Raw genomic sequence first — 20,782 nt, 5'->3', positions numbered from 1 at the left:
CGGGATTTCTCGGGGGTTTCTCGGGGGACTTGCGTGGATGTCGGCGCTCAGCCGGCCGGCTCGAGGACGACCTCGGCCGATCCGCTGAGACCGGGCTGGGAGCCCGCGTCGGTGTACTCCGCGACGAAGACGGCGGAGAGGTCGTCGGTCGCGGGGTCGTGCCCGCCGGGCACCGTGGTGACCAGGGAGCCGGTGCAACCGGTGGCTGTGGACTGCGGGTGCCCATGGGTGTTGTGACCGAGCACGTAGGTCACGGTGACCCGGCTGCAGTCGACGGGGTCGTCGTCGGTCACCTTGACCTCGTACGCCACGGTGTCGCCGAAGCGGAACGGCTGCTCGGCCACCGGGGTGACGAACTCCAGCTCCGGCGCCTGGTTGCCGACGACGATGTCCACGTCGGTCGAGGCCCGGCGACCGCCCCGGTCGGTGACGCGGAGGCTGGCGCGGTAGGTGCCGTCCTCGGTGTAGGTCCAGCTGGCCCGTGCCTTGCGGCTGTCGACCTTGCCGTCACCGTCGAAGTCCCAGGCGTAGCGCAGCTTCTTGTCGCCGTCCGGGTCCTTGGTGCCCTTGCTCGAGAACGCGACGGTCAGCGGTGCGCGGCCGGCCGTCGGCTCCGCCTCGATCGCCGGGACCGGGCTGCGGTTGCCGCCCTTGCCGATGAAGTCGATGCGAGAGAGCTGGGCGTCGGGGTTCTCGGCGAAGTAGCCGTCGCCGTACTCGAGGACGTAGAGCGCGCCGTCGGGGCCGAACTCCATGTCGATCGGGTTGTCGGTGACGATGCCCGGGACGACGTCCTCGATCCCGACCCTCGCGCCGTCGACGTGGAAGCCCTTGATGTAGTCGCGGGTCCACTCGTAGAAGAGCGGGGTGCCGTCGTAGCGCCGGGGCCAGGCGACCGGGTTGCGGCCGAGGGTGTCCCTGCGGTCGAACTGGTAGGCGGGGCCGGCCATCGGGCCGATGCCACCGTCCTTCTTGTCGAGCGCGGGGAACCTCTTCGACTTCCCGTAGCTGTACCAGACCTCCGGCTGCTCGACCGGCGGGAGCTTGCGCTTGCCGGTGTTGTGGACGGACGTGTTCACCGGGGCCGCGCAGTCGAACTTCTTGCCGCTCTTCTCGGTGCCGAAGTCGTAGTCGTTGTACGGCAGCCGCGCGGTCGCGCAGTAGGGCCAGCCGTAGTTGCCGGGCTCGTCGACGACCGCCCACTTGCCGTGGCCGGCGGGACCGCGGTCGGCCTTGGGCTTCTTGGCGTCGGGCGAGTAGTCGGCGACCCACAGGTCGTCGGTGACCGGGTCGATCTCGATGCGGAACGGGTTGCGCCAGCCCATCGAGTAGATCTCCGGGCGCGTCTTCGGGGTGCCCTTCTTGAACAGGTTCCCCTTCGGGATCGTGTAGCCGCCGCCGGGCTTCGGCTTGATCCGCAGGATCTTGCCGCGCAGGTCGTTGGTGTTGGCCGACGTCCGCTGGGCGTCGAACGCGGGGTTGCGGTCGGCCCGCTCGTCGAGGGGCACGTAGCCGTCGGACTGGAACGGGTTCGAGTCGTCACCGGTGGACAGGATCAGGTTGCCCTTGGAGTCGAAGACGATGTCGCCGCCGACGTGGCAGCAGATGCCGCGGTCGACCGGCACGTCGAGCACCTTGCGCTCCGTGCCGAGCCTGACCTGGCCGCCCGAGTAGCGGAACTTCGAGACCCGCAGGAAGCCCTTGTAGCGCGCGAAGTCCGCCGCCGTGCCGGTCTCCGGCGCGTCGCCCTCGTTGATGGACTCGGTCGCCGGGTCGTCGGCCGGGGTGTCGAGCGGCGGCGAGTAGTACAGGTAGATCCACTTGTTCTTCTTGCCGTCGTAGCCCGGGTCGAGGGCGATGCTCTGCAGGCCCTCCTCGTCGTGGAGGTACACCGGGATCCGGCCCGCGATGCTGTTGACGCCGGTCTTGGCGTCGTTGTGCCAGATGACGCCGGCGCGCGTGGTGTGAAGGACGTCGCCGTTGGGCAGCACGGCGAGGTCCACGGGCTCACCGGGGCGGTCGTTGAGGGTGACCTTCTGGAACGCCCCCTTGGCGGGCGGCGGGGCGGTGTCGGCGTGCCCTTCGTGGGCGGTGGCCGCGGGAGTCGCGGTGGTCGCCGCGAGGAGCGGCAGGCAGAGGGCGGCGCCGGCGGCGGCCACCAGCCCTGTGCGGAGGGGGTGGGTCATCGAGGGTTCTCCTGTTTCCGAGATGTGAGGAGCGACTAGCAACGTAGGCAGGTGATGACGGTCACGTCAACGACCGGACGACTTTTGCTCGCCTGCCGACACAAGTGGGCGGGGTCCCCCGGCCAGGGTGTCGGGGCCTGACCGGGGGACCTCCGGTCAGGCGCCCGCCGGCTTCAGCGGGTCGTGGCCGAACAGCATCAGCGTCCGGCGCAGGTCGTCGTCGTACGCCTCGGGCTCGGGCTCGTCGCCCCGGATGGTGCGCACCTGGTCGACCACCTGCTGCATCGTGTCGACGTCGTCGGGGGTGAGGTCGGTGCGGCGCTTGGCGAGGATGGCGACCACCTGCGTGCCGATCTCGTGCTCGGGCAGGACGCTGTCCGGCTCGACGAGCTGGCCGTCCTCCTGGGTGGCGTCGGTGCGCAGCCAGTCGGAGAGCTCGCGGGAGGTCATGTTGACCACCTCGTGGAACTCCTGCCAGAGCTCGTCGCTGATGTGGGACTCGGCCATCAGAGGTCCTCTCCGTCGTCACGGGTGCTGGGTCGGGGATCGGGGCGCGACGAGAAGCGCAGCACGGCGCCGACGCCGTCGGGCAGGGCGCCGATGGGCGCGTGCAGGGGCAGCAGGTCGGCGTCCTGCGCGATCGCCGCCCGCAGGAGCAGCTCGTCGAGCCGCTCGGCCGCGGGCTCCTCCACGCCGAGGGAGCGCAGCTCCTCGGGGTCGGTGGCGAGCAGCATCGGGTCCGGGCCGGCGTAGGCCCGACGGTCGTCGAGGGCCCCGTCCTGCAGGATCAGGGTCTCGACCTCGCCGCGGCGCAGCGCCTCGAGGGTCTCCCCGACACCGATGGCCTTCGGTGCGTCGGCGGGACCGAGCCGGTCGAGCACCTCGTCGATGCGCAGGCTCCGGCACCGCTGCACCGCCGCCGCCACCTCCTCGTCGAGCTGCTCGTCGTCGGCTCCCTCGGCCCGGCCGCCGTGCTCGAGCACCTGGAGCCGCTCCGAGACCTGCTGGCCGGCGCTCTCGCTGACGCGGGAGACGGCCGACGGCTCGCCGGTGAGGAGCACCAGGTCCACGCGCTCCTTGGTGAGGAGGCTGTCGAGGTCGCGCGCGACGGTGTCGGCGTTCTGGTCCTGCGAGTCCTGGACCCGCATCTGGAAGCGCCGGTGGGACCAGCCGCCGCCCTTGACCTTGTGCAACACGTCGTGGTCGCCCTCGCTCGTCAGCTCCCGCTCGACGGCCCCGATGGTGCTGGCGAGCGTGATGTCGGCGCCGGTGTGGTCGACGCGGACGACGGCGTAGCGCACGTCGTCGCTCATGGCGCGCGCCAGCTCGAGGAGGTGCGCGACGGGCCCGTGGTGCTGGTGACCCGCCACGGCACCCGCCAGGACGAGGTCGGTGACGAGGGTGCCGTCGTGCGCGACGACGACGCGGGAGGCGTCGCCGCCGTGGCCGGTCGGCTCGGTCAGCCTGGCGACCACCGTCTCGACGAGGTCCTCGGCGGCCCCGGACTCGAGGAGCTCGCGGCGGACGTTGTCCGCTCGCAGCTCCACCTCCCGGGCGCCGGTCTCGCTGGCCCGGCTCACGTCGACGTAGGCGGTCACCACGTCGCCGTAGAGCTCGGCGGCCCGCCTGAGGGTGGACAGTGCTTCTGGTCGTCGCATCGTCATGGCGCGGCAGTACCCAATCTCCTGCGCGTCATCAGCCGGCCCGCTGGTCCCGGCCGCGGTCGTCAGACGCGCAGGAAGCCCTCGCCGACCAGCTCGCGCACCACCGGCAGGTACGTACGCCGCAGCTCGGCCTCGTCGCGCTGGAGCAGCGCCGCCAGGGCACCGAGGATCTGGCCGAGGGTGAGGTCGCCGTCGCAGGCCCCGACGAGGGCGGCGTCGACCGTGTCCGCCGTGCGCGCGCGCCGGAACCCGCGGTGCTGCCGCAGGACGATCGCCTCGGGGTCCTCGGCGCCCGGACGCCCCACCGTCTCCTGCTGGACGTCCTCGCGGGCGCGCAGCCTCGTGCCGAGCAGGTCGTCGTCGGCGAGCCCGCGCAGGTCGGTGACGGCCTCGCCCCAGGCGTGGACCGCCGGACCGATCGGCTGCTCGACGTCGTAGGGCCACTCGAGCAGCTCGTGGTGCCCGGCACCGCCGAGGCGGACGTTGATCCAGCCGAAGCCCACGCCCCGGATCCCGGACTCCTCGAGCCACGACAGCCAGGTGTCGTAGCGCCGCGCGTAGTCGGGCCCGCCGTGGTGCCCGCTGTCCTTGAGCCACAGCTCGACGTACGCCGAGGGGTCGAGGGTCTCGCGCTGCACGACCAGTGCGTCGCAGTCCGCGCGCAGCCACGAGGCGAGGCGCTCGTCCCACGGGCGGCCCTCCACGACCGCCCAGTTGGCCAGCACCTGCAGCCAGCCGCCGTCGGTGAGGTGGTCGGGGCCGGTGCGGACGATGTGCTCGACGACGCGGTCGCCCGGCAGCCCGGAGTCGCGGTAGACCAGCCGCTCACCGGTCGCAGGCGAGATCACGAACGGCGGGTTGGTCGTGACGAGGTCAAACCGCTCCGCTGCCACCGGCTCGAAGAAGGAGCCGCCGCGCACGTCGACCTCGACCTCGTTGAGCTCGGCGTTGAGCCGCGTCATCCAGAGCGCGCGCTCGTTGACGTCGGTCGCGACGACGGCCGTGGAGTGCGCGGCCAGGTGCAGCGCCTGGACGCCGCAGCCCGTGCCGAGGTCGAGGGAGCGGGCGACCGGCTCGCGCATGGTCAGCTGCGCCAGGCTCGTGGAGGCGCTCGAGATCCCGAGGACGTGGTCGGGGCCCACGGCGACGGGCGCGCCGTCGAGGCCGGGCGTGAGGTCGGAGACCACCCAGAGGTCGCGCTCCTCGTCTCCTTCGGACGTGGCGTAGGGGCGACAGTCGGTGCGCGCGGCCACCTCGCTGACGCTCTGCTCGAGCAGACCGGCGTTGCAGAGGCGGTCGACCAGCCCCGGGAGCGCGCGGTCGGCCGCCTCGCGGGTGACCGTCGTCTGCAGGAGGAAGAGCCGGACGAGCGTGTCGAGCGGCCGGCCCGACGCCGTACGGCGCAGCGCCGGCAGGGTCTCGTTGCGGCCGAGTGCGCGGTGGGCGTCGTCGCCGAGCGCCTCCGCGACGCGGTCGTAGGTGAAGTCGGCGGCGAGCAGCGCCTCGCGGAGCGGGGCGGCGACGTCGGTGCTCATGGCACCAGCCTCTCAGGCGACGCGCGCGACCGGGCTGCAGCCATGTCGAGGGGAGCCGGCCAGCGCCGGGCGGCGGCCGGCGTCCGGCGCGGCCGTACCGGGTCCGGGAAGCACCATGGCGGCCGGTCGCCTCGGGCGACCGGCCGCCATGACGTCGTACGTGGCGGAGCGGGGGTCAGAGCGTGCTGCCGACCGCCGGCTCCTCGTCGGCGATGGCGACGTCACGCTTCTTCGAGAGCACCACCGCCACGGTGATGATCGCGACCGCGACGAGGGCGATGACCACGCGGAGCGCGTCGTTCTCGTCCTTGCCGACGCTCATCGAGACGATGGCGCTCGCGATGAGCAGGGAGACGAGGTTCATCACCTTGATCAGCGGGTTGATGGCCGGGCCGGCGGTGTCCTTGAACGGATCGCCCACCGTGTCGCCGATGACGGTCGCGGCGTGGGCGTCGGACCCCTTGCCACCGTGGTGGCCGTCCTCGACGAGCTTCTTGGCGTTGTCCCAGGCGCCGCCCGCGTTGGCCAGGAAGACGGCCATGAGGGTGCCGGCGCCGATCGCACCGGCGAGGAAGCCGGCCAGCGCCGTCACCCCGAGACCGAAGCCGACGGCGACCGGCGCCATCACGGCCAGGATGCCCGGGGTCACCAGCTCGCGCAGCGAGTCGCGGGTGACGATGTCGACGACCTTGCCGTACTCCGGGCGACCGGTGCCCTCCATGATCCCCGGGATCTCACGGAACTGGCGGCGCACCTCGAACACCACCGCGCCCGCAGCGCGCGCGACCGCGTTGATCGCGAGGCCGGAGAAGAGGAACACCACGGCGGCACCGAGCAGCACGCCGACGAGGACCGCCGGGTTGTACACCTGGAAGTCGAGGACCTCGGTGGAGCCCGACTCGACGAGGGCGTCGGCGACCGACGTGGCGTACGAGCCGAACAGGGCGGTCGCGGCGAGCACGGCCGTGGCGATCGCGATGCCCTTGGTGATGGCCTTGGTGGTGTTGCCGACGGCGTCGAGCTCGGTGAGGATCTGCGCGCCGTTCTCGCTGACGTCGCCCGACATCTCCGCGATGCCCTGGGCGTTGTCGGAGACGGGGCCGAAGGTGTCCATCGCGACGATGACGCCGACGGTGGTGAGCAGGCCGCAGCCGGCGAGCGCGACGGCGAACAGCGACACGGTGAGGGTCGCGCCGCCGAGGAGGAAGGCGCCGAACACGGCCGCGCCGATGACCAGCGTCGTGTAGACCGCGGACTCGAAGCCGACGCTCAGGCCCGACAGGATGACCGTCGCCGGTCCGGTGAGCGAGGTCTTGCCGACGTCCTTGACGGGGCGGTGCTCGGTGCCGGTGTAGTAGCCGGTGAGGGCCAGGATGCCGGCGGCCATCACGATGCCGATCACCACGGCGGCGCTGGCGATGAAGCGCGGGTCGCCGCCGATGCCGGCGAAGTCCTCGCCGAAGCCGGCGAACTCGCCGGGCAGGTAGAGGTAGGACAGGACGACCGACGCCACGGCGCCGATGGCCGCAGAGATGTAGAACGCACGGTTGATCGTGGTGAGGCCGTTCTCGCCGGCCTTCGGCTTGGTGATGTAGATGCCGACGACGGCCGTCAGGGCGCCGATGGCGGGGATCAGCAGCGGGAAGACCAGGCCCTTGTCGCCGAATGCCGCGGCGCCGAGGATCAGCGCGGCGACCAGCGTGACGGCGTACGACTCGAAGAGGTCGGCGGCCATGCCGGCGCAGTCGCCGACGTTGTCGCCCACGTTGTCGGCGATGGTGGCGGCGTTGCGGGGGTCGTCCTCGGGGATGTTCTGCTCGACCTTGCCGACGAGGTCGGCGCCGACGTCGGCGGCCTTGGTGAAGATGCCGCCGCCGACGCGCATGAACATGGCCAGCAGCGCGGCGCCGAAGCCGAAGCCCTCCAGGACGTGCGGCGCCTCGTCCTCGAAGAGGAGCACGACGACGCTCGCGCCGAGGAGGCCGAGGCCGACGGTCGCCATGCCGACGAAGGCGCCGGTGCGGAAGCCGATGGTCATGGCGGGGTCGCGGCCCTCGGTCTCGGCGGCGGCCGCGACGCGCAGGTTGGCGCGGACGGCGAGGCTCATGCCGAGGTAGCCGATCGCGGCGGAGAAGCCGGCGCCGACCAGGAAGAAGATCGAGCGGCCGATGCGGACGGTGACGTCGTCTGCGGGCAGTGCGAACAGGACCACGAACGCCACCGCGGCGAAGATCCCGAGAGTGCGGAACTGCCGCTGCAGGTAGGCGTTGGCGCCTTCCTGAACGGCCTGGGCGATGGTCCTCATGTTGTCGGTGCCCTCACCGGCGGCCAACACCTGCGACCTGAACATCGCCGCCATCCCGAGCGCGCCGAGCGCGATCAGGGCGACGACGACGACCAGGACGAGGTTGCCACCTTCGAGCTCCGGCTTCACGACCGCGGGCAGGATCCCCGTCATGCGCGTCCTCCTAGGACTTCGTGTGCATCCATGAACGCGCCGGAGTCTACGCAGACGTGATCCAGATCACGGGGACGGGTGGCCCGCACCACACCGGGGACCTGCTCGGAACGTGCAAAACCCCCTCCGGGTCACGTCCGGAGGGGTGGTGGCCGGGTCGGCCGGGCGTGGGCCGGGCGGTCAGGCGCCGGGGGCCAGGCCGACGGAGTCGTGGATGACGAACACCTTGGCGAGGCCGGTGATGCGGAAGATCTTGAGCAGTCGCTCCTGGGTGCACACCAGGTCGAGCGAGCCGTCGTGGGCACGGACCTTCTTGAGCCCGCCGACGAGCACACCGAGGCCGGTGGAGTCGAGGAACTCGACGGCCTCGAGGTCGATGACGATGTCATAGGTGCCGGCGCCGACGAGCTCGGTGATGCAGTCACGCAGCTTGGGCGCGGTGTAGACGTCGATCTCCCCGCCGACGGCGACGACGGCACGACCATCCACCTCGCGTGTCGCAAGGGTGAGATCCACGACTGCTCCCCGGTCCCCGAACTCGTTCGGACAGTGTGCCTGCGGGCACGACGACGTACCCCTTGTTCGTTCCGGGTGGTATCAAACCACGAGTCCCAAGCGTCGCGCAGGACTCCCTCACAACTCACCGCCTGCGGCGACGTCCGTGGCGTTTGCCAGACTGCCCGGGTGAGTCGGTCCCACCCGCGCGCGGCGCCCTCGGTCGAGGCGCTGGTCCGTCGACTCACCGGGGTCCCCGGACGTGAGGACCGGCTCCAGCACCTCGAGGTGCTGCCGGCCCGGGAGGCCGTCCACGAGGACTGGCCGGAGTGGGTGCCCGATGACGTACGCGGGGCGTACGCCGCGCAGGGGGTGGCCCGTCCGTGGCGGCACCAGGTCGTGGCCGCCGACGCCGCCCATGCGGGCGACCACGTCATCGTCGCGACCGGGACCGCCTCCGGGAAGTCGCTGGCCTACCAGCTGCCGGCCCTCTCGGCGATCCGCGCCTCTCGCGGTCCCCGCGGCGAGCGCGGCGCCTCGGTGCTCTACCTCGCCCCGACGAAGGCGTTGGCCCACGACCAGCTCGCCGGGCTCGCGTCGCTGCGCCTCGACGTACGTCTGGCCGCGCACGACGGCGACAGCTCGCGCGAGGAGCGGGACTGGACCCGCGACTTCGGGGAGTACGTCCTCACGAACCCCGACATGCTGCACCGTTCGCTGCTGCCGTCGCACCACCGGTGGGCGCGGTTCCTCGGATCGCTGCAGTACGTCGTCGTCGACGAGTGCCACCACTACCGCGGGGTGTTCGGGGCCCACGTCGCCCACGTGCTGCGCCGGCTGCGTCGGGTGTGCGCGATGTACGGCGCCCACCCGACGTTCGTGCTCGCCTCGGCGACGGTCGCCCAGCCGGAGGTCACCGCCGGTCGGCTGACCGGCCTCGACGTCGTGGCGCTCACCCGCGACGACTCCCCCCGCGGTCGCGTCTCGCTGCTGCTGTGGGAGCCGCCGTTCACCTCGCACGGCGGCGAGAACGGCGCGCCGGTGCGGCGGGCCGCGTCGTCGGAGGTCGCCGACCTGCTCGCCGACCTGGTGGCCGAGGACGTGCGAACCCTGGCCTTCATCCGGTCGCGACGCGGTGCCGAGCAGGTGGCGCTCAACGCCGCCGAGCTGCTGGCCGAGGTGGACCCGTCGCTGCCGGAACGGATCGCCGCCTACCGAGGCGGCTACCTCCCCGAGGAGCGCCGCGCCCTCGAGGCGGCCCTGCGGCGCGGCGACCTCGTCGGACTGGCCGCGACCAACGCCCTCGAGCTCGGCATCGACATCAGCGGCCTCGACGCGGTGCTCATCGCCGGCTTCCCGGGCACCCGCGCCGCCTTCTGGCAGCAGGTGGGTCGCGCGGGCCGTGGGGCGCAGGACGCGCTCGGCGTGCTCGTCGCGAAGGACGACCCGCTCGACACCTACCTGGTGACGCACCCCGAGACGCTCATCGGCGCCCCCGTCGAGGCGTCGGTGTTCGACCCCTCGAACGCGCACGTGATGGGGCCGCACCTCGCTGCCGCCGCGCAGGAGTCGCCGCTCACCGAGGCGGACCTGCCGCTCTTCGGCCCCACCGCGCGCGAGGTCGTCGACCGGCTGACCGACCTCGGGGTGCTGCGCCGCCGGCCGCGCGGGTGGTTCTGGACCGACCGCAGCCGGGCGGCCGACCTCGCCGACATCCGCTCGGCGGGCGGCTCGCCCGTCCAGCTCGTCGAGGCCGGGACGGGGCGCGTGGTGGGCACCGTCGACGCCGGCGGCGCGCACAACCAGGCCCACCCCGGCGCGGTCTACGTGCACCAGGGCGAGACCTGGCTCGTCGAGGACCTCGACCTCGAGCAGCACGTCGCGGTCATGCGGCGCGAGGAGCCGGCGTACAGCACGACGGCCCGCGAGGTCACCGACATCAGCATCGTCGAGACCCGCGAGCGCCGGTCGTGGGCGGGCTGCGAGCTCGCGCTGGGGGAGGTCGACGTCTCCCACCAGGTGGTCTCCTTCCTGAAGCGGCGGCAACCGGGCGGTGAGGTCATGTCGGAGGAGCCGCTCGACCTGCCCGAGCGGACGCTGCGGACGAGCGCGGTGTGGTGGACCGTGCCCGACGACGTGGTGGCCGAGGCCGGGCTGCTCGCGCTGGACGTGCCGGGTGCCGCGCACGCGGCCGAGCACTGCTCGATCGGCCTGCTGCCCCTCTTCGCCACCTGCGACCGCTGGGACATCGGCGGCGTCTCCACCGCCCGGCACGCCGACACCGGGGTGCTCACCGTCTTCGTCTACGACGGCCACCCCGGCGGCGCCGGCTTCGCCGAGCGCGGGTTCCACACGGCCGCCGCGTGGCTGGGGGCCACCCGGGAGGCCATCGCGAGCTGCGAGTGCGCCGCGGGGTGCCCGTCGTGCATCCAGTCGCCCAAGTGCGGCAACCAGAACAACCCGCTCGACAAGGTTGGCGCCATCGTGTTGCTGGACGCCCTGCTCGCGGGGGCGCCACGCCCCGTCGGACAGGGCTAGATTGCCTGCATGGTGATCCTCGGACTCGGCCTCATGATCCTCGGCGGCATCGCCGTCCTCTCCGCGATCTTCGTCAGCGAGCCGGGCGCCGGCGGCGAGCTCCTCGGCTTCGACGTCACGACGCTGGAGTCCTTCTTCGTCGGCGTGGGCGCCGGCGCCGCCATCCTGTGGGGCTTCGCGATCCTCAAGTGGGGCACCAAGCGGAGCCTGGCGCACCGCCGCGAGCGCAAGGAGCTCACCGAGCTGAACCAGAAGCTCGAGCGGGTGGAGGCCGAGCGGCGCGGGGACGACCCGGACCGACGCGACACCGTCTGAAGGCGGCGGAGCCCCCGTCGGGCCCGCGTCAGGCCGGTCCGGCGCGCGCCTCGGCGCTCACCCGCACCCGGGACCAGCGCGACGACCACGGCAGGTGCGGCCCGCTGGCGGACACGACCACCGTGACGCTGCGTCCGTCGACGACGCACTCCTCGAGGGCCGCGGCGTTGGCTCCGGCCACCCGGCCGGCCCGGGCGCAGGGACCGCCACCGGAGCCGTCGCCCGCGAGCTCGGCCGCGGCGGCCAGAGCGGCGAGGTCGGCGGCCGCCTGGGTGCGTCGCTGCGAGGTCACGAGGCCACCCACCGCTGAGACGCCGACCAGCACGAACATCAGAACGCCCGCCATGGCCACCACGAGGACGGTGGCGGCCCCCGACTCGCGCACGCCGTCGGGCGGCGTCACGACTGCTCCACCATCGCCACGGCGTCCGACGAGACCGTGACCGATCCCAGGACGTCGAGGACGCCCCCGGGGCCGGACACCTTGGCGGAGGTGCTGACCAGCACCTCGTCGGCGGAGACGGCGATGCGCAGCCGCGCCCCGTCGGGCGCGATCCGCAGCGCCACGGCCTCGGCCGCGGCCGGGTCGTCGCCGCGGGCCACGACCCGGGCCGCCTCGCGCGAGGCGTCGATGACGCGCACCTGGGCCGCACCGACCGCCAGCATCCACACCAGACCGGCGGTCAGCGCGACCAGCAGTGGGATGCCGACCGCCAGCTCGGCGGTCGCAGCACCCCGCTCACCGCGGCGCCGCGTGGACATCAGCCGATGCCGAGCAGGCTCATGACGTGCTGGAACAACCGCTCGAGCAGCTGGTCACCGAACGCACCGGTTAGCAGGGTGTAGAGCAGGCCGGCGAACCCGGCCCCGGCAGCGGTGCCGACGGCGTACTCGGCGGTGGTGATCCCGGACTCCGTGCGTGTCTTCGCGTGACGACGGACCTTCATCGCATCCCCTGTCCTCGTGGGGCTCCCGACGAGCCCCGAGTGCCTCCAGCCTCGGGTCGCGGGCCGGCACCCGCACCTGCCCGCCGGCCAGCGTGTGGAGGACGCCCCGCACCGCGGCCCTGTGGACGGAAATCGGTGGGACCTCCGCCTCACCGGTGGCTAGCCTCGGCGACGTGGGGGTTGAGATCGTGCGCATCGGTCCGGACGACTGGCGTGAGTTCCGCGAGGTCCGGCTTGCGTCGCTGAGCGACGCCCCGGGCGCCTTCGGTGCGACGCACGCGGACTGGGTCGACGCCTCCGAGGAGCGCTGGCGGCAGCGGCTGACCGAGGTCCCGTTCACGGTGGTGGCGCGTTCGGCGACGGGCCCGGTGGGCGTGGCCTCCGGGGTGGACGCGGACGACGGAGTCGAGCTGATCTCCGTGTGGGTCGCGCCCGCTCACCGTGGGTCGGGCCTGGCGGGACGCCTGATCGACCGGGTGGTCGGCTGGGCGCGGGACCGGGAGCGGCCGACGTTCCTGATGGTGCGCGACGACAACGCGGCGGCGATCCGCTCCTACGCGCGGGTGGGCTTCGTGGACCTCGGCGTGCCCGACGGATGGCCCGACGACGCCCCGCTGGAGCGCCGGATGCGTCACCGACGCGACTGAGCGCAGCGCGGACCGTCGCAGTCGCCCGTCGTCAGGGCGCGATGCTGCGGAAGAGCGACGCCACCGTCGGCACCACTCCGAGGAGCATGAAGGCGGGCAGCAGGCACACCCCCAGGGGGATCGCCGCGGCCACGCCGACGCGACGGGCGGCGTCCTCGGCGTGGGCCAGCGACTCGCGCCGGAGCTCCTCGGCGAGGCGTTCGACGGTGCGGACGACCGAGGCGCCCGACGCCTGCGAGCGCACCATGGCGCGGGACAGCGGCGCGAGCGCCTCGTCGTCGGCCACCGCCGCCCATGCCTCGATCCCGCCGGCGCCCCACCGCGAGCGTTCGACGACCGGACGCAGACGCTCCGCTGCCGGCCCCGGGAGGGCAGCGCACACCTTCGCGAGCCCCGCCACGGGTTCGGCGCCCGAGCGCAGCGTCGCGGCGAACAGGTCGACCACGTGGGGAAGGGTCCTCTCCACCTCCTCGCGGTCGCGGCGCCTCGACGTCGTCTCCGCGGAGGACAGCAGGTGCCGGGCTGCGGCCGCGGCGACGAGGGCCGCGACGACTCCCGGCACGCCGCCGACGAGCAACCAGGCTCCGATCCCCACGCCGGCCACGGCCACCGGCCGTCTGTCCGGAGCGGACCTGGGGCGTGCGCGCCCCGCACGGGGCACCGGCGGCACCCACACGGCGACCGCCAGTGCTGCGCAGACCACGCTCGGCCCGGTCACGGCGCCGTCGCCCTGTCGGCCAGGAGCTCGATCCACCACAGTCCGACGGCGATCATCGTGACGCCCGCCGCGAGGCAGGCCCACCCGGCCGGCGTGCCGAGGAGGAAGGACCACGGGTCGGAGCCGGCACCGGACCCCATGACCAGCACGGCGAGCGGCAGGCACGCGACCAGGCGCGCGGTGGCCCGAGCAGAGGCCAGCTCGGAGTCGACGAGCCGACGGGTGCGACGCCTCGCCCGCAGTCCATCCGCGGTGCGGTCCAGCGCGGCCGCCAGACCGTGCCCGGACTCGTGTGCCACGTGCCAGGCGCCCGCGAGCCACCGCAGGTCGGCGGCTCCGGGGCGGCGGTCGGCGAGGAGCCGCATCGCCTCGGGGACGTCGGCGCCGAGCCTCTCGGCCTCGACGACCTGCTCCAGCGGCGGCCACCGACCGCTCGCGGCTGCCAGGGCGGCGGCCGGTGGCCTGCCGGCCGCGAGGTCGGCGGACAGCAGGTCGCAGACCTCGAGCACCGCGGCCTGGTCCGCGGCGATGCGCCGGCGGCGCGCGAGCAGCAGCGGCGGCGACGGCCGAGGCGGGCGCGCCCGGGGCTCACGGCGGCGGGCGCGCGGAGCATCGGGCAGCAGCAGCGCGACCGCCGCGCCGAGGGCGACCGCCGCGAGCCAGCCGCTCACGACGCCACCGCCCGCAACCGAGCGGCGAGCGCCGCGGCCGCGGGACCGCGGGCGACCCGGTCGTCGGCGAACGTCGCGGCGGTCCTCAGGACCACGAGCCCCGACTCGGCGCGCTCGGGGACGCCGAGCTCCAGCACGCGGCGGCGCCCGTCGCGCCCCCGGCCGAGGTGGATCACCACGTCGAGCGCCGACGCCAGCTGGCTGTGCGCAGCCGCCCTCGGCAGCCCGGCGGCCAGGGACAGCGCCTCGATGCGCGCCGGGACGTCGGCGGCGGAGTTGGCGTGCAGGGTGCCGCAGCCACCGCCGTGGCCCGTGTTGAGCGCGGCGAGCAGGTCGACGACCTCGGCGCCCCGCACCTCGCCGACCACGAGGCGGTCGGGGCGCATCCGCAGCGCCTGCCGCACCAGCGTCTGCAGGGAGACCTCCCCGGCGCCCTCGATGTTGGCCGGCCGCCCCTCGAGGGCGACCACGTGTGGATGCTCGGGTCGCAGCTCGCTCGCGTCCTCCACGACCACGAGGCGCTCCCCGGGGTCGACCAGCGACAGCAGCGCCGACAGGACGGACGTCTTGCCGGTGCCGGTGCCTCCGGTGACGAGGAAGGCGCAGCGGGAGTCGACGACCTCCTCGAGCAGGAAGGCGCCGTCGGGCGGCACGGCCCCGGCCGTGACGAGCTCCGGCAGGGTCCACACCCGACCGCGCGGGACGCGCAGGGACAGCACCGTGCCGGACCGGGCGACCGGCGAGAGCACGGCGTGGAAGCGGGTGCCGTCGGGCAGGCGCACGTCGGCGTGCGGGGTGGCGTCGTCGAGCCGCCGCCCGGCCGATGCCGCGAGGCGCTGCGCGAGCCGCCGGACGGAGGCGTCGTCCGGGAACGACACCGCCGTCCGTTCGAGACCGGATCCCCGGTCGATCCAGACCTCGCCGGGCGCGTTGACCAGCACGTCGGTGACGCCGGGGAGGCGCAACAGGTCCTCCAGCGGCCCTGCGCCCAGCACGTCACGCCGCAGCAGGTCGTGGACCGCGAGCACGGTGGCGTCCCCGACCGGCGAGCCCGACGCCCGCAGGGCCTCCGCCACCCGGTGCGGCGTGAGCTCGCCGGTCGCACCGGCGAGCCGCCGTCGTACGTCGTCGAGGACCGCGGTGGGCACGGGCGGCCCTGCAGGCGTGCTCATGCCGCGTCCGGGAGGAGGGCGCGAGCCGCACGCGCGAGGGGACCGCGGGCGGAGAGCGGGCCGAGGCCCCGGTCGAGCGACGATGCGACACCGCGCTGATCGCCGACGACGGCGACCACGGGCAGCCCGGTGACGCGCTCGGCGTCGGCGTCGCCCAGGGAGCCGGGGCGGAGCACGAGGCCGGTGCGGCCGTCGCGGCCGACGTCGGCGACCAGGCGCGCGGTCGCCGCCAGCCCCGGCACCGACGCGGGCGCCACGACCAGCAGGTCGTCGCACCGGTCGGCCAGCTCGGCGAGGGCCGCACCGCCCTGCCGGGCGAGGTCGAGCACGACCAGGTCGTGGCCGCGCACCGCCGCCGGCAGGACCCGGCGCACGGTCGGCACGTCGAGCCGCCGCCGCAGCTGCGCCCACGTGAGCAGCCCCAGCCGGCCCGCCCGCGGCACGCCCTCGCGCAACGCCCGCGCCCCGAGCCGCCCATCGGTCTCGGCCAACGCCTCCCACCGGACACCGGCGACGTCCTCCATCGCGAGCAGCCGGTCGAGCCCGGGGCCGAGCGGGTCGGTGTCGACCAGCAGCGTGGGAGCGCGGGTCGCGTGCCACTGCGCGAGCGCGCAGGCCAGCGTGGTGGCACCGGCGCCGCCGGTGCCGCCCACGACGCCGACGAGACGCCCCGGCGAGGCGCGCTCGCCGACGTCGGCGAGGGCGTCGGAGAGCCAGCCGGACGCCCCCGGCAGGTCGACCACCGACGCCGCACCCAGCTCGACGGCGTACCGGAAGGCGCTCGGGCCCGGCGAGCAGCCGACGACGTGGACGTCGCTGCGGCGAGGCGGTGACAGCGCAGCGACGGCATCGCCGAGGTCGGCGCCCACCAGCACCAGCTCGGCGTCGCGCCACGACGCCAGGGCGAGCGCGGCGTCGCCGCACACCTCGGCCCCGACGCCCGCCGCCGCACAGAGGGGGACGACTGCTTCGTGGACGGACGGGGACCGGGTGACCAGGAGGACGGGCATGGCGACGAGCCTCCGCGCCGGGCCCGACGCCGGACAGCCCGCGTCGGCGGACCCTGTGGACGAGGCCGCGGAACACCGCCCTGTGGACACCTCCGGGCCCACGCACGCCCGCACACGAGCCGCTCGCGACCGACACGAGGACGCCGCACTCCGGCGCGGAGCCGGAAACACCGCGAACAGCCCCAGAAGGGCGGCGACCGTTGTCGGGCGACACCTACGATGGCGGCATGACCCGCCCGACCGCGGCATTCTTCGACCTCGACAAGACGATCATCGCCAAGTCGAGCACGCTGGCCTTCAGCCGCGAGTTCCAGGCGGGCGGGCTCATCTCCCGGCGGGCGATGCTGCGCTCGGCCTACGCCCAGTTCGTGTTCTTCACCGGCGGGGCCGACCACGACCAGATGGACAAGATGCGCAAGTTCATGTCCCAGCTGTGCGCCGGCTGGGACGTGGCGACCGTCCGCGAGATCGTGCACGAGACGCTCGACCACATCGTCGAGCCGCTCGTCTACGACGAGGCCGTCAGCCTCATCGAGGAGCACCGGCTCGCCGACCGCGACATCGTCATCGTGTCGGCGTCGGGCGCCGAGGTCGTCGAGCCGATCGGCGAGATGCTCGGGGCGGACCGGGTCATCGCCACCCGCATGGAGATCGCCGACGGCAAGTACACGGGCAACATCGACTACTACGCCTACGCCGAGGAGAAGGCGCGGGCGATCGAGGGCCTCGCCGAGGCGGTCGGCTACGACCTCGCGGAGTGCTACGCCTACAGCGACTCGGTCACCGACTCGTCCATGCTGGAGGTGGTGGGGCACCCCTTCGCGGTGAACCCCGACAAGGAGCTGCGGCGCCTGGCGACCGCGAACGAGTGGCCCATCCTCAGCTTCGTGCGCCCCGTCGCGCTGCGTCGCCGGATCCCGGTGCCGCCCGCTCGGCCGACGCTCGCCGCGCTCGCGGTCGGCGGGGCCGTCGCCGCCGGCGGCGTCCTGTGGGCCAACCGCCGCAAGCGCCCCGGCGCCTGAGCGACACCCACCGACGGCCGGCAAAGTCAAGGCTTGAAGGTGCCGCCCGACGGGGCTACAACTGGAGTGTCAACTCCACAAGCAGCACGTGACCCGGGTACCCACGCGGCGATCCACCCATCCGATGGGGTGCTGGCCGGTCGGGATCAGCCCGAGGCAGCGATTGAGCAGAGCACGCTTGGTAACCCTGGCGTCACGTGTCAGCGGCGGCACCCGATCCACGCGAGCGGGTGCCGCTCGCATGCGCGGACCGCTCAGCCCGTGACCAGCGGCGAGGCCTCGGCTCCGGCGGCGAACGCCTCCGCCCCGTAGAGCGCCCATGCGTGCACCCCGCGGGGACCGCCCTCGCTGTAGGCGCGCAGGTTCGACTCGTACGCCGCGCGGTGGGCGAGGTGCCCGGCCTCGGGCACGACGAGCGACTTCGCGTCGACCCCCCGGGAGACCAGCACGAGCCGCTCGAGCGCCCGGGCCACGATCCCGTTGTGCGAGGCGAACGGCGCGGCGGTCGCGACGTCGGCGTGCGCGACGGCGGCCACGAGCAGCGCGGGGGCCGACGTGCCGGACAGCAGCAGCTCGGCGACGCCCCGCAGCCGGTCGGCCGAGGCGGCGTCGCGCGGGCGGCCGAGCTGCTCGGCCGGGAGGGCCGAGGCCGCCACGACCGTGTGGAGCCGGGCGATCGCCTGCAGCGGCGCGGTCTTGAGCAGCGGGGCCAGCGCGAGCATCGAGGCGGAGAGGCGCACCGCGTCGGCTGCCACCGCGTCGCCCTCCCCGGCCCGCACCTGGTCCACCGTCGAGGAGGACCCCTCCAGCACGGCGCTCGCGTGGGCGCCACGCAGCAGCGACTCGGCGGTCAGCTCCGGCGTCGTGCGCCGCAGTCCACGGTCGCGGAGCATCACGTCGATCCCGTCGCGGGTGCCGGCGTAGGCCGAGCGGACCCCTTCGAGGTCGGTGAGCCAGGCCAGCGGGTCGGTCATGGGCAGGACGGTAGTCGCGGGTGCGGCGTCGCCGGGCAGTGCCTCCCCACCGCGGGGCGGTCCGCTTGTAGCCTGACCGGGATGAGCGACGAGCAACCCGAGCCCACCGCCCCTGCCGACCGCGCGCGGTCCTTCGGCTCGGTCGCGGAGGCGTACGACCGCGGCCGGCCGACGTACCCCGCGGAGGCGGTCGCGTGGCTGGCGGGCGGCGGGGCGAAGGTCGTCCTCGAGCTCGGCGCCGGCACCGGGAAGCTGACCCGCGCGCTCGTCGACCAGGGCCACGCGGTCTTCGCGACCGAGCCCGACGAGGCGATGCTCGAGGTCCTGCGGGAGCGGGTGCCGGAGGTGAGCGCGAAGGTGGCCACCGCGGAGGACGTCCCGGCCAACGACCGCTCGGTCGACGTGGTGGTCGTCGCGCAGGCGTTCCACTGGTTCGACCACGAGGCGGCGCTGACCGAGATCGCGCGGATCCTCAAGCCGGGCGGTCACCTCGCGCTCGTGTGGAACAGCCGCGACGAGCGGATCCCGTGGGTGCGGCGGATGGGCGACATCCTCGGGCGTGAGGACCTCGACACGTCGTCGGCGGAGCACCTGGTGCACAGCGAGCTCTTCGGCTTCGTCGAGGAGGCGAGCTTCAAGCACTGGCAGGAGGTCAACCGCGAGACGATCCTCGACCTGGCCCGCTCGCGCTCCAGCTTCGCGACCATGGCCGCCGACGAGCGCGAGGAGAGGCTCGGCCGGCTGCTGGCGTTCTACGACGACTACGGCCGCGGCATGGACGGCATGCGGATCCCCTACGTGGCGCGCTGCTACCGCGCCGTCGTGGTCGATCGCGACGAGCCCACAACTTCCGGCGGGGACGAGCCGTCACAGCAGGGTCCGGTCGTGAGCGACGGCACCGACACCGACATGTTGCTCATCGACTTCCGCTGATCCGTCCCAGGGGGACCCATGCGTCGTACGACGACACTGACCGCTGCCGGCCTGCTCGGCCTGGCCCTGCTCGCACCAAACGCGTCGGCCACCGCCGCCGGCGGGACCTGCCGGGGCGAGGCGGCGACCATCGTGGGCACCGGCGCCAGCGTGACCGGCACCGAGGGACGCGACGTGATCGTGACCGGCACGGCCGTTGTCGTCGACGCCCGCGGCGGTGACGACCTGGTCTGTGTCGCAGGCACGGTGACCAGCTCGAACGTCCTCGTCGTCGACGCCGGCAGCGGCGACGACCTGGTGGACGCCACCGCTGTCGCCGCGAGCCACCTGCTCACCACCGTCCTCGGCGCCGGCGCGGACACCTTCGCGGGTGGGCCGGCCCGCGACACGGTCCACGGCGGCGTGCGCACGGAGCCGCGTACCGACACGGACACCGACACCATCACCACGGGTGACGGTGGGGACAGCGTCATCAGCGGCTCGGGCGGCGCCGTCAACCGCGACGTCGTGGACACCGGACCCGGTGACGACTCCGTCAACCTCCCGTCCCCCGAGCTCGGACAGCAGGCCTCCGTCAGCGGCGGCGCCGGCACCGACGTGCTGCGCCTGGCGAACGACGCACCCGACCTGGCGATCGACATGGCCGCGGGCACCTTCACCACGCCCGCCGGAACGGCGACCTTCGCCTCCCTCGAGAGCGCCGTCATCACCACGGGGCCGGGCCGGTTGACCTACCGCGGCACGCCCGGCAACGACCTGGTCAGGGTGCACCCGACCGCCGGCGCGCCACTGCTCGACATCAGCACCGCTGCGGGCCAGGACGAGATCGTCGTCGAGCCGGCGACCATCGCCGCCGGCAGCCGCCTCGACGGCGGTGAGGGCCGCAATGTGCTCGTCGCCGCCAGCCGGAGCGGCACCATGGCGCTCGACCTCGGCGAGCAGGAGCTCGTGGTCGGTGGCACCTCGGTGACCGCCGCCGGCATCCAGGACGCGTTCCTCCTGGCTCCGGACGTCACCATGGTCGGCGACGCCCGGGGCAACAACCTGTCGTTCGCCGGGTGCACGGGCACCCTCCGCGGCAACGACGGGCGCGACCGCCTGCTCAACGTCTTCGACAGCTACTTCGAGAACTACACCTACGAGTGCGCCACGAGGACGAGGATGACGGGCGGCTCCGGCGCCGACGTGCTGCAGGGCGGACAGGGAGCGGACCGGCTGCTCGGCGGCGGGGGGCAGGACACGATCGCCGGGCGCGGCGGGGACGACCGCATCCGCGGCAACGCAGCCGGCGACGCCATCGACGGCGGCGAGGGTCGCGACGACGTGCGCGGGAACGGCGGGCCCGACCGGCTCGACGGACACATGGCGGCCGACGTGCTGGTCGGCGGCCCCGGGCGCGACCGGGCCGATGGCAGCCGCGGCCGCGACCGCTGCGTCGCCGAGCGCGAGAAGCGGTGCGAGCGCTGACACCTGCCCGGGGGGTAGGGCTAGGGTCGC

20 protein-coding genes are annotated in these 20,782 nt (G+C 74.0%); 6 read left to right on the top strand and 14 right to left on the bottom strand.

Annotated elements, in window-relative coordinates; all coding sequences use genetic code 11:
- Nucleotides 1-47: 47 nt before the first annotated feature.
- The 6 genes from J3P38_RS09900 to J3P38_RS09875 all read right to left on the bottom strand — a co-directional run bounded on the left by J3P38_RS09900 (nt 48) and on the right by J3P38_RS09875 (nt 8,359).
- Entirely contained in the window at nt 48-2,186 is a 2,139-nt protein-coding gene (locus J3P38_RS09900) for a PQQ-dependent sugar dehydrogenase (RefSeq protein WP_210503437.1), read from the bottom strand.
- A 156-nt stretch (nt 2,187-2,342) separates the two neighbouring features.
- Entirely contained in the window at nt 2,343-2,693 is a 351-nt protein-coding gene (locus J3P38_RS09895; RefSeq protein WP_210503436.1) for a DUF3140 domain-containing protein, read from the bottom strand.
- Nucleotides 2,693-3,850 carry a baeRF2 domain-containing protein gene (locus tag J3P38_RS09890; protein WP_210503435.1) on the bottom strand — a complete coding sequence of 386 codons (1,158 nt, stop codon included), beginning with the start codon at nt 3,848-3,850 and terminating at the stop codon, nt 2,693-2,695. Before J3P38_RS09890 ends, J3P38_RS09895 begins: the two co-directional genes overlap by 1 nt.
- A 62-nt stretch (nt 3,851-3,912) precedes the next feature.
- The gene (locus tag J3P38_RS09885; RefSeq protein ID WP_210503434.1) at nt 3,913-5,385 is read right to left on the bottom strand and encodes a DUF7059 domain-containing protein; all 1,473 of its coding nucleotides are present in this window, start codon (nt 5,383-5,385) and stop codon (nt 3,913-3,915) included.
- A gap of 175 nt (nt 5,386-5,560) precedes the next feature.
- Complete coding sequence (locus J3P38_RS09880) at nt 5,561-7,843, bottom strand: sodium-translocating pyrophosphatase (RefSeq protein ID WP_210503433.1); 2,283 nt, start codon at nt 7,841-7,843, stop codon at nt 5,561-5,563.
- A gap of 180 nt (nt 7,844-8,023) precedes the next feature.
- Nucleotides 8,024-8,359: an anti-sigma factor antagonist gene (locus J3P38_RS09875; protein WP_129427178.1), complete on the bottom strand. Its 336-nt coding sequence runs from the start codon at nt 8,357-8,359 to the stop codon at nt 8,024-8,026.
- A gap of 168 nt (nt 8,360-8,527) precedes the next feature.
- Here J3P38_RS09875 and J3P38_RS09870 point away from each other — a divergent pair, with 168 nt between their 5' ends.
- Nucleotides 8,528-10,876 carry a DEAD/DEAH box helicase gene (locus tag J3P38_RS09870; RefSeq protein ID WP_210439577.1) on the top strand — a complete coding sequence of 783 codons (2,349 nt, stop codon included), beginning with the start codon at nt 8,528-8,530 and terminating at the stop codon, nt 10,874-10,876.
- 9 nt (nt 10,877-10,885) lie between these two features.
- Nucleotides 10,886-11,191, top strand: a complete 306-nt coding sequence (locus tag J3P38_RS09865; RefSeq protein WP_210439576.1) for a hypothetical protein — start codon at nt 10,886-10,888, stop codon at nt 11,189-11,191.
- Nucleotides 11,192-11,219: 28 nt separating this feature from the next.
- Here the strand turns inward: J3P38_RS09865 and J3P38_RS09860 are convergent, their stop codons facing one another.
- From J3P38_RS09860 to J3P38_RS09850, 3 genes are read right to left on the bottom strand one after another with little or no spacing between them, the layout of a single operon-like run.
- Nucleotides 11,220-11,594: an Rv3654c family TadE-like protein gene (locus J3P38_RS09860; RefSeq protein ID WP_210439575.1), complete on the bottom strand. Its 375-nt coding sequence runs from the start codon at nt 11,592-11,594 to the stop codon at nt 11,220-11,222.
- Complete coding sequence (locus J3P38_RS09855; protein ID WP_210439574.1) at nt 11,591-11,953, bottom strand: TadE family protein; 363 nt, start codon at nt 11,951-11,953, stop codon at nt 11,591-11,593. The genes J3P38_RS09860 and J3P38_RS09855 overlap by 4 nt, the downstream gene beginning before the upstream one ends.
- The gene (locus J3P38_RS09850) at nt 11,953-12,138 is read right to left on the bottom strand and encodes a DUF4244 domain-containing protein (RefSeq protein WP_210503432.1); all 186 of its coding nucleotides are present in this window, start codon (nt 12,136-12,138) and stop codon (nt 11,953-11,955) included. Before J3P38_RS09850 ends, J3P38_RS09855 begins: the two co-directional genes overlap by 1 nt.
- A gap of 173 nt (nt 12,139-12,311) precedes the next feature.
- Here J3P38_RS09850 and J3P38_RS09845 point away from each other — a divergent pair, with 173 nt between their 5' ends.
- Entirely contained in the window at nt 12,312-12,785 is a 474-nt protein-coding gene (locus tag J3P38_RS09845; protein ID WP_210439572.1) for a GNAT family N-acetyltransferase, read from the top strand.
- 31 nt (nt 12,786-12,816) lie between these two features.
- Here the strand turns inward: J3P38_RS09845 and J3P38_RS09840 are convergent, their stop codons facing one another.
- The 4 genes from J3P38_RS09840 to ssd all read right to left on the bottom strand — a co-directional run bounded on the left by J3P38_RS09840 (nt 12,817) and on the right by ssd (nt 16,356).
- Nucleotides 12,817-13,380 carry a type II secretion system F family protein gene (locus J3P38_RS09840; protein ID WP_307807832.1) on the bottom strand — a complete coding sequence of 188 codons (564 nt, stop codon included), beginning with the start codon at nt 13,378-13,380 and terminating at the stop codon, nt 12,817-12,819.
- A gap of 119 nt (nt 13,381-13,499) precedes the next feature.
- Nucleotides 13,500-14,174 carry a type II secretion system F family protein gene (locus J3P38_RS09835; protein ID WP_210439570.1) on the bottom strand — a complete coding sequence of 225 codons (675 nt, stop codon included), beginning with the start codon at nt 14,172-14,174 and terminating at the stop codon, nt 13,500-13,502.
- Complete coding sequence (locus J3P38_RS09830) at nt 14,171-15,346, bottom strand: TadA family conjugal transfer-associated ATPase (protein WP_210439569.1); 1,176 nt, start codon at nt 15,344-15,346, stop codon at nt 14,171-14,173. Before J3P38_RS09830 ends, J3P38_RS09835 begins: the two co-directional genes overlap by 4 nt.
- Complete coding sequence (gene ssd / locus J3P38_RS09825; RefSeq protein WP_210503431.1) at nt 15,343-16,356, bottom strand: septum site-determining protein Ssd; 1,014 nt, start codon at nt 16,354-16,356, stop codon at nt 15,343-15,345. The genes J3P38_RS09830 and ssd overlap by 4 nt, the downstream gene beginning before the upstream one ends.
- 227 nt (nt 16,357-16,583) lie before the next feature.
- Here ssd and J3P38_RS09820 point away from each other — a divergent pair, with 227 nt between their 5' ends.
- Complete coding sequence (locus J3P38_RS09820; RefSeq protein WP_210439567.1) at nt 16,584-17,378, top strand: HAD family hydrolase; 795 nt, start codon at nt 16,584-16,586, stop codon at nt 17,376-17,378.
- A 254-nt stretch (nt 17,379-17,632) separates the two neighbouring features.
- On the opposite strand, the gene J3P38_RS09815 is transcribed toward J3P38_RS09820, so the two are convergent.
- The gene (locus J3P38_RS09815) at nt 17,633-18,352 is read right to left on the bottom strand and encodes a Fic family protein (RefSeq protein WP_210439566.1); all 720 of its coding nucleotides are present in this window, start codon (nt 18,350-18,352) and stop codon (nt 17,633-17,635) included.
- An 81-nt stretch (nt 18,353-18,433) separates the two neighbouring features.
- On the opposite strand from J3P38_RS09815, the gene J3P38_RS09810 reads away from it, so the two are divergent.
- Together J3P38_RS09810 and J3P38_RS09805 are read left to right on the top strand one after the other, a co-directional pair.
- Nucleotides 18,434-19,285: a class I SAM-dependent methyltransferase gene (locus J3P38_RS09810; RefSeq protein ID WP_210503430.1), complete on the top strand. Its 852-nt coding sequence runs from the start codon at nt 18,434-18,436 to the stop codon at nt 19,283-19,285.
- An 18-nt stretch (nt 19,286-19,303) separates the two neighbouring features.
- A complete protein-coding gene (locus tag J3P38_RS09805) occupies nt 19,304-20,752 on the top strand; it encodes a calcium-binding protein (protein WP_210503429.1) in 1,449 nt (482 codons plus the stop codon).
- The last annotated feature ends 30 nt before the right edge of the window (nt 20,753-20,782 follow it).

The sequence above is a fragment of the Nocardioides xinjiangensis genome, assembly GCF_017916455.1.
GTDB classification, from domain to species: Bacteria; Actinomycetota; Actinomycetes; order Propionibacteriales; family Nocardioidaceae; genus Nocardioides; species Nocardioides xinjiangensis.
The sequence above is the reverse complement of the archived record's forward strand: the minus strand, read 5'-3'. Positions and strand labels throughout refer to the sequence as shown.